General features: G+C 35.9%; 9 protein-coding genes. 4 read left to right on the forward strand and 5 right to left on the reverse strand.

The window, feature by feature from the left end; translation table 11 throughout:
* Positions 1 to 86: 86 nt before the first annotated feature.
* On the reverse strand, positions 87 to 965 hold the full coding sequence (mobV, locus tag H2245_RS11785) for a MobV family relaxase (RefSeq protein WP_182407607.1): 879 nt from the start codon (positions 963 to 965) through the stop codon (positions 87 to 89).
* Between the two features lie 528 nt (positions 966 to 1,493).
* On the opposite strand from mobV, the gene H2245_RS11790 reads away from it, so the two are divergent.
* Positions 1,494 to 1,877, forward strand: coding sequence for a hypothetical protein (locus tag H2245_RS11790; protein WP_182407608.1), 384 nt, complete (start codon positions 1,494 to 1,496; stop codon positions 1,875 to 1,877).
* Positions 1,878 to 2,235: 358 nt separating this feature from the next.
* Here the strand turns inward: H2245_RS11790 and H2245_RS11795 are convergent, their stop codons facing one another.
* Positions 2,236 to 3,000 carry a hypothetical protein gene (locus H2245_RS11795; protein ID WP_182407609.1) on the reverse strand — a complete coding sequence of 255 codons (765 nt, stop codon included), beginning with the start codon at positions 2,998 to 3,000 and terminating at the stop codon, positions 2,236 to 2,238.
* 473 nt (positions 3,001 to 3,473) lie between these two features.
* Here H2245_RS11795 and H2245_RS11800 point away from each other — a divergent pair, with 473 nt between their 5' ends.
* The gene (locus H2245_RS11800) at positions 3,474 to 3,689 is read left to right on the forward strand and encodes a hypothetical protein (protein ID WP_182407610.1); all 216 of its coding nucleotides are present in this window, start codon (positions 3,474 to 3,476) and stop codon (positions 3,687 to 3,689) included.
* Between the two features lie 86 nt (positions 3,690 to 3,775).
* Here the strand turns inward: H2245_RS11800 and H2245_RS12170 are convergent, their stop codons facing one another.
* Entirely contained in the window at positions 3,776 to 3,910 is a 135-nt protein-coding gene (locus H2245_RS12170; RefSeq protein WP_259365218.1) for a hypothetical protein, read from the reverse strand.
* A 629-nt stretch (positions 3,911 to 4,539) separates the two neighbouring features.
* The gene (locus tag H2245_RS11805) at positions 4,540 to 4,833 is read right to left on the reverse strand and encodes an Imm40 family immunity protein (protein ID WP_182407611.1); all 294 of its coding nucleotides are present in this window, start codon (positions 4,831 to 4,833) and stop codon (positions 4,540 to 4,542) included.
* Between the two features lie 325 nt (positions 4,834 to 5,158).
* On the opposite strand from H2245_RS11805, the gene H2245_RS11810 reads away from it, so the two are divergent.
* Together H2245_RS11810 and H2245_RS11815 are read left to right on the forward strand one after the other, a co-directional pair.
* Complete coding sequence (locus H2245_RS11810) at positions 5,159 to 5,938, forward strand: hypothetical protein (RefSeq protein WP_182407612.1); 780 nt, start codon at positions 5,159 to 5,161, stop codon at positions 5,936 to 5,938.
* 114 nt (positions 5,939 to 6,052) lie between these two features.
* On the forward strand, positions 6,053 to 7,078 hold the full coding sequence (locus H2245_RS11815) for a patatin-like phospholipase family protein (protein WP_182407613.1): 1,026 nt from the start codon (positions 6,053 to 6,055) through the stop codon (positions 7,076 to 7,078).
* Between the two features lie 311 nt (positions 7,079 to 7,389).
* On the opposite strand, the gene repM is transcribed toward H2245_RS11815, so the two are convergent.
* Positions 7,390 to 8,364 (reverse strand): replication initiation protein RepM, encoded by a 975-nt coding sequence (repM, locus tag H2245_RS11820; RefSeq protein ID WP_182407614.1) that lies wholly within the window; start codon positions 8,362 to 8,364, stop codon positions 7,390 to 7,392.
* Positions 8,365 to 8,821: the final 457 nt, after the last annotated feature.

Raw genomic sequence — 8,821 nt, forward strand, 5'->3', positions numbered from 1 at the left:
AATAATGAGCTATAGAAACCACTCTATTTGTCTACAGAATTAGATTTAAAGGTTGTGTGACTCTATTTTGATACCTTCGTAGCGCTTTAAATTTTACCCCTATCTACAGCGATTTTACGGCCTTCTAGCTGCATTGCCTCATTTACCCTAGCAATCTCCTCTTGATTTAGCCCTTTAGTCGCTACCAAGTAAGGCTCAACGCGTTTTTTAAGAGTGTCATAGCTTGCTTCTGCAACGCTTTTATCTACTCTCGCTTTCTCGTAGTCCGTCAAAATGCTGTTTGCTGCCTTCACCGTTGGTTCTATTTGCTCAATAACGGCTGATATTACTTTCTCACCGTAGCTAGCCTTGCTTTCAAATAATTCAGGCTTGGGCGGTTCAGCTGTGATAGTAAAGTCTCTCGCGTGGTTAATGTCGTGGTAATACGCTTTGATGCTGGTATATTTGGCTTTAGAGCCTTCCTTGCCCCTCGTTAGCCCCAAATCAGCGACCGTAGTGGCAAAATCAGTTTGCATCTGGCTTAATTTAACTCGTCCGCCTAGAAATTCTTTACAGTTGAGCTTGCCCCTTTGATCGATGGGAACCACATAAGCGACCAGCTGCGGTGTGCTTATGTCCCGATGAATACTGATACCCGCAATGTTTTCTTCTCCATGCTTAACACTCAGCCATAAACTCGCTCGCTTAAAAAATTCAGTTTCCTTGTCAGTTCCCCAGCCGTCCCATTCAGGACTAGCCGTTATTAAATACTCAATACATAGCACCGCATCAGCGCGTCTTTTTTCAGGAAGTCGGTTTTGTATTGCTTTTTTGACGGCTTCAGGAGTCGCAACGGTATGCTCATTTTTAGGGGTCAGGTTGGGATCCGCATTGGGCGTTTCTATCGTTCGATAGTTGTGTGCCAGACTGCTACCGATGTTGCCCATGGTCTTTAATTTTGCTGTCCTCAAAATTGCGTAGTTCATCGCCACTTTTTCCTGATAATTGGGGTTAATTTCACTAAAGAGTACTTACTACACCATAAATTCAGCTGTTAGAAAAGTAAGATTTTTGACGCAAAAAGAGGTAAAAAAGGGCTATTTAGGGGATATTTTTCACTTTTTAGAGGTGACGCTGTTTACAAATTGTAGACATCCTTTTCCGTTATAAATCAATGACTAACATCTGTTTTGTAAACAATTTGTGTACAATTTTTCTATAACTGATTTCAATAACTCTAGCAATATCAGCAACTTGGCAGTCCCTTTAGGGTGCGTATGGTGTAGTCATTAAATTGAATAATTTAATGACCAGAAAAAACAGGTAGAAAAATTGGTTATTTTCTACCTGTCGTAGTCTCTTTTGCAAAAAAGGCTGATAAGAGCGTTACTACCTCATTACGATGCTGATTTAATGCATAAGTGAGGCAAAATAGCCTATAATGATGACCTTTTACGGTATTCTCCCTACAAAAGACGGGTAATAAGGGTTGATATTTTTATAGGTGAGTAACGATGGCTACAAGAACAAAATTTTCAAAATTCCGGTCACTGTATGAGGTAATTGAGGGTTTACTGGATACCTACACCCATGAAGGGGTGGTTGAGATACTGGCTGAAAGTCATGATTTAGACTTGTCGGTGTCTACGCTAAGAAGTTATCTCTACCGCTATAAAAAACGGTTAAAGGTGTTATCTGTCGCGACAGAGGATTCTAGTCGTCAGGTTGAGATCAAGCAGAAAGCCGTCAAACAAATTGTTGTTGATTTGCGCGGTAGTGATCCGATTCAAGAGGACGATACAGACAGTGAGGATGATTCAGACAAAGCACTGACGGCTGAAGAATTACAAGCGGCACTAGATGAGATGAAAAGACAGGTTGAAGCTGAAAGAAAATAAATTTTTTTTATGCGAGAACCACAAGGACGAATCACCAGTAATTTGCTGACGCAATGTGAAGCCTTTAGGGGGTCGTTCCATTTCTGAGCGGTAGGTGATGTAAAAAAGTATAGAATGCCTATTTTTATGATTTAGCTGTACATTTTGCTTATATTTAACGTACTCATGTAAAACAATAATGACTAAAAAGTTAGCCCCTTGTATCAGCAGATACAAGGGGCTTATTTGTTTTGTTCACTCTATTTGCTCATATGAACGGACAGTCCAATATAGGTAGTTTCTTTTTATCGGTCTGAATTAGGTAGGCTATTAGCTCGATTTAGGGTCTAATTAATTGGTTGGCTTGGGGTATGCCTTATTATTTATTCTCTAAAGTCCGTATTGTATTTATATCTATAGAAATGTCACCTAACTTTTGAGCAATGTTCTCTAGTGAATAAATTTCCCCAGAGAGCTTTCCTGCACCGCCACTCAGCTCTGAGCCAGCAACAGAATCCAATAGCAGAATTCCTGAAGCTTTAGAGGTATCGAAGGGATTTACTTCAGGGATTGTAGAGAGGTTGATTGTGCCTAGTGCTCTATCGCCACCGCTTGATCCATTACCCTTGGCAATAGACCTGATTGACAAGACTCCAGAAACATCACCCGGCTCAGGATTAAAGACATAACCACCACCTGATTCCGTTCCCATCATTCTATTACCGCCACTGATTAAGCCATTGCCCTTGTCAGAGGACTTAATTGACCGCTTGCTTAAAACTTGAAGGACACCACTACCATGTTCGGGATTAAAGACATAACCACCACCACTTGATTCTGTTCCTATCACGCTATTTAAGCCATTACCCTTGTCAGAAAACTGAGTTGACAGCATTTCCGAAGCTTTTAGGACATCATTCGACTTAGAGCCAGTTACTGGGTTATTTGTCTGACCGGATATGTTTATAAAGACTCTTTTATCATTCATGGTTCCAATTTCTTTATAAATATCTTGAGGTAGTGTTTTAGCAGCTACTGGTCCTACTACGATAATAGGCCACGTACCACGGATAACTTCTCCAGCATTAGCCATTGTTGCGCTTATCGCGAGCAAGCTGGAACACATGAACTTAACTGTTTTCATGACCCCCTCCTTGGATATGGTGTGATAAATAACGATTTACTATCCTGTAAATTCAGCGCTAACATCACAGCTTAATAATATTAATATAGCAAGGAAAGGCACGCTGTTACACCATGTTTGTGCTTAGATTTGATATTGATGTTTATACCTACAAGCAAAGAAATGAGGTACATGGCGTGTATCAACTATGGGTATAAAATAAAGAGTGAATCGCCCCGAGTAAATCATCCTCCGATATACTCGGGGCGGTTCAAAATAAAGATTTAATAGTACTTATATGATTTATACCAAATACTTATTTAACATTTATATGCTAATTAATAAATGATGTATATAAAAATATGCTTAAGTGAATATATATTTATATCAGTTAGATATAGAAAGAATAAAAAAAATGTTTTAAAGTAGGATGGCTGAGTCCCTAGTACCACCAAAAACCTGGTACGGAAAAGCCCATATTTTGGTAACTTATCATGGCAATTATTCACATTGCGATCAAAGCAATATCTAGAAAGGTAGAGCAATCAGCAGCTTCTTCAGCGTCGTATCGTGCCAGTAATAAACCTTATGATGAGAAATATGACAAAACGCACGACTACTCAAAAAACTCGGGAGCCATAAGCGCGGGTATTATTTTATTCAGTGTGCTACAAGCACAAGGTTTTCGGATAACTCGTAGCGAGATATGAGCATGCTATCAGTAGTTATTAGGCATAGAAAAACACCCAGTTAAATTTATTTAACTGGGTGTCAAAAGTTTACTCTATCTATCTAGTTAGTTAGGTGTATCTGTATTTTCATCTGTATTTTCATCTGTATCTCGTGTACCTAAATCCCTATCTTTTTGTTCTGCTACGTGTCTGTCGTGTGTCTCTTGCGCTGTTTCTTCACTAATTGGCTTAGGTGGCATAATAGTACCTCATATTAGTTGATATTTAACTACGGTTAACTTTATAAACCAAAGTGTTAAATATATTGATTAATACATCACAAATTATAATGATGAGCCGGTTGTTAGTGACATTAAAAACCTAACAATTTATTAATAACACTAATAATATAGATAAGCAATATTTATTTGTATTAACGCATATTGAAGATTTGATCGTCACACTGAAAGTAGTTATCTTTTAAAGTAGTGAAAAAAGAAGCACTCTTTTTTCAGACTGATGCTAAAACTGCCCTGTGCTATAAATTTAGCTACGGCAGCTGCATTACCATCAATTTGTGAGCGTTCAACTTGCCCTAGTAATTATTACTACAAAAAAATATTTATACATTATCTTATTTCTTAGATTTAAAGACAATCTAGGAAATAATGTGATTAGTGTTTGAGCGACTTATTAGCCATCAGTTTATAACAAGTTAAGAATGCCCTCCTGCTACACGCATTTCCACATTGATACTACGCCACGCGCTCGGTACGAAAGTTTTGTCCTGTGCCACATCTGATTCTTTTCGAAAGGTTGTTACTCCACTAGCAATTACCAACTCATTAATTTAGTTCGATGCGCTATACAGGTATCGAACTGTTAGTCTTTAGGCTACGAAGCAGACATATAAATCTTTTCCTTTAAACATTCTAATGTAGTCTTGAGCTTTAATTATACTATCTTCAACATTATTGCCTTCATAAAACCAGTTTTCATAAAATGGAACAAAATTTTCAGATAGATTTTTGATATAAATATCACCACCTAAAATTAGTACTCTATTAGTTTTATAAAGCTCTAAAATACTATCCACTTCACGCATAGGGAAAGCGAAATTCTCAATACCATTACCCCTTAAGCTTTCGCCTAAATGTGAGCATAAATCTAAGATTCTATTCAATATTTTCACCTCTCATCTAAACTGATTTTAAGAGTACGTTGACTATGACGTAAAAATTCCTGTCTTATAATTTCAACTAATAATATCACCTCTATTCTTTCTTTCTTTCTTTTTTTAATGCTAGTACGATAATTCGCTTAAAAAATCATATGAGTATATATGTTCGTTTAAGCGAATTATTGTAGACTTTTTATACAAAAGGGCATATTGTTTTTATAATTAAATAAGATATTGTATGTAAATTAGTTAAAATAATTTCTTTAAAGATAATGATCGCAATGGTGAGTAATACAACGGTTATTAATTGAATTCAGGAGTTACAACTATGAAAACTATTGAATTTAACAATACTTTGAAGAAAGACTATGAGGATTTATATACGTGCACGAAAATCCGTCCTGACAAGCTGGCTGATGTGGACAGTATCGTAAATAAAATCGTTAAGGAAAAAGCCCGTTATCAAGCAGTAGGAGAACCATTAGGAATTCCTTGGTACGTGATTGGGATAATTCATAATATGGAATGCGGTCAACGATTTACACAACATTTGCATAACGGAGACCCACTTACTGGAAAAACTATCAAAGTACCGAAAGGAAGGCCAAGAATAGGGCAACCTCCTTTTTCATGGGAAGAAAGTGCAACGGATGCACTGAGATGTAAGAATTTAGATAAGGTTAACGACTGGTCTTTAACGCGTATCCTTTATGAGCTTGAGCGCTATAATGGCTGGGGTTATCGATTGTATTATTCACATGTCAATAGTCCTTATTTATGGTCATGCTCTAATCATTATACTAAAGGAAAATATATTGCTGATAATGAATGGAGCGAAACAGCTGTTTCGCAACAAATTGGAGCAGCTACTTTGCTACAAAGATTAGAAGAGCGTAATGAAATTAATTCATTATCAGAATTAGCACCTGTAAATAAACCATTTTTCACCCTCAATAATGAAGAAGCTAAGCCGAGAGTAGAAGATTTACAATGCTTTTTAAATACTTTCGATGAAGTAACTCTTGTTGTAGATGGAATTCCAGGTACTAATACTTCCAAAGCGGTTAAAATGATTTTTGGCAATTATCTATCTAATAATCTTGAATAGTTTTTTAAGTATATTTAGATATTAAATATATTATTAGTAGCTTTAAGGTATTGTGCTTCGAAAAACTGATCGCTCAATACAACTACGACTATCATTTTTTTAAGGAGTGAAGAAATGAATACTCAACTTAGAAATTTAGTTTTCGAGGGTGGAGGCATAAAGGGTCTCGCCTATCTTGGTGCAATGCAAGTACTAGAAGAAAGAAAATGTCTCTCAGGAATAAAAAGAGTAGCTGGAACAAGTGCAGGAGCAATTAATGCATTAATTTACGCATTAGGTTACTCATTGCAAGAACAGCGTGAAATTCTTGAGAATACAGATTTCAAGAAGTTTCAAGATAATTCAGTCCTAGGTGTTTTTGATGTAAATCGTTTAATACATAAGTTCGGTTGGAATAAAGGAGACTATTTCATAAAATGGATAGAAGGTCTAATAGAGGTTAAATTAGGTAAAAAAAGAGCAACTTTCCAGGATTTAATTAATGCTAATAAGCTAGAGTTTTATGTAACCGGTAGCAATCTCTCAACTGGACACGTTGAGATTTTTTCAGCCGAAGATCATCCCGATATGGCAATATCGGATGCGTTACGAATCAGTATGGCAATACCCTTATATTTTACCGCAGTAAGGTACGGGGAACGCAATGACTGTTATGTTGATGGTGGAGTAATCCTCAATTATCCAGTAAAGATATTTGATACGTTAAAATACATTGCAGCAGAGGAACGAGCAGAAGCTGCTCCATCAATAGGAGCTAACGATCACCTAAAAGATGATTTTTCGCTCTATAACTCTCAAACATTAGGACTTCGTCTAGACACTGCCAAAGAAATTAGTTATTTCGACAAACAATCTAATAAAAAATCTATAAAAGAAAAAGAAGAAGTGGAGAAAATCAGTAATTTTTTTGAATATACAAAGGCGTTAATGTATGCAATGCAAAGTGTTCAAGAACAAATACATCTTAGTCCAGAAGATTGGGCTCGTACTATGCACATTGATATATTAACTGTTAAAACCGTAGATTTTAACATGACTAGAGAAATGAAAGCTAAGTTAGTTGAACAAGGAAACAAAGGTGCCGAAGCATTCTTCAATGATGCTAGTAAAAACAAACCTTATTGTAATGTAGTTGGCTGAATTGATAATTATTAATAGCATCTATATGTTTTTTTTGCGATAGCATATAGATGCTAGCTAATATTGCTCTTAGTCAACGATTTCAACTGGAATAACAGAAGAAGAAATTCCGTTCGTTATTTTATTTGATATATTTATAATGTTAATCATTATGATCAAGCTATCTGATTAACATTGATTAGCTTATACTGTGTTATCAACATAGCTCACTTATTAAGTGCACTTAGATATACACCTATTCAATTAAATATCCTACGCTCACTGTAAAAACTAGGGCTACAGCCAAATGTTCAAGTCCTCACTAGGTAACCTTACCTAATCAATTTTTTATAATCTTTATATTCAAGATAATCTCTAATTGGACGTTTTTTAAACTGTGAAGCATCTTTTTTAAGACGATTAATCATCTCAAACTCCCAAGCTTTAGGGTCTTGACCTGCTGGACTGGTAGAGCTGACCATATGATTATAATCAGCAACAAAGCTAGGGTTACGAGCGATACGCCCTAATTGATTGTTATTTAAACCGTCAATAGTGAACATATCGGCCGTATTGGCATCTCGCTCTTTATTAACTTCTAAAATAGCTTTTGGCTTCTCTTTAGAGAATACTTTAAATTTAAAGCCTATAATTTTACGACCTTTTTTAACTTGCTCATAGGTTACCAAAATATCTGATTTATCATTAATCTCTTTCAAGCCAAAGTCTAAAACCCTTTTTTTAAAGTCACTCATAGCTTTATATTCATTGCTACCTATACCTAGTTGCTGTCTAAAATCTCCTATATCAAAAAATGGTAGTTTTCTAGCGGATCTCCATTGAACCAGCAATTCATAGATTCTCACAGAATAAACACTTGTCATATCCACTGTTTGTTTCAGTAGATATTTAGTAAAAAACGTTTCATAGCCATCTATACGTGTAATTTCGTTTACTACATCGTGAGTTAAAATAATCTCTATAGCTGCCTCATCGTCTATATACTCTACACGCTGAACCCATCTTGATTTAACAACTCTATCTCTATCGTTCAAGAATGAAAAACGTCTTTCAAACAAGTTCTTTTCTGCATTTAGAATGACTTCAAAAGCTGTTTGTCTTGATACATTGAATGCCTCGGCATAGCGAGCCGCATCTATTCTTAGGGGCTTATCAGTGGTTAGACCGGTATTAGTCTCTCTCGCATCAATAATGGCTAGCTGAATAAGCCTTACTTCAGCTAGTGATAGGTTCTGGATTGCTGTATTTAGGCGATTAGACTTAACTATTAGACTAGACTTAGGCATTTTATAATCTCGAAAATTGCTTATAACGGCTAAATATTATCACGTCCTTATAGCGCAGTATATATATAAGTCCTTTATTGTCAGGTAAACGTCCCTTTATTGTCAGGTAAACGTCCCTTTATTGTCAGGTAAACGTCCCTTTATTGTCAGGTAAACGTCCCTGAATGGGAGCTGCAGACCACGAATATCAAGGGCTGTAGCGTACTTAAAAGCTATTAAAAGCTATTAAAAGCTATTAAAAGCTTTTAAGTTGTTGATAAGTGATTAAAAAAACAAAAGATAAAAACATTAATTACATCGAGATATCAGAGTCTTTTTTGTGATTTTTTAGGTCAGCTAATCTATCCATTCTTTCTGGCTCATTCATTAATTTTTTTTAACGGTATCCGAAGCAACAGGATTTTTCAAATTCTCCAGTTCTTTTAGCATTCTAGTAACTTTATTTTGCTTAGACCTC

Origin of the sequence: Psychrobacter sp. GP33 (assembly GCF_014119005.1) — a bacterium.
Taxonomy (GTDB): Bacteria; Pseudomonadota; Gammaproteobacteria; order Pseudomonadales; family Moraxellaceae; genus Psychrobacter.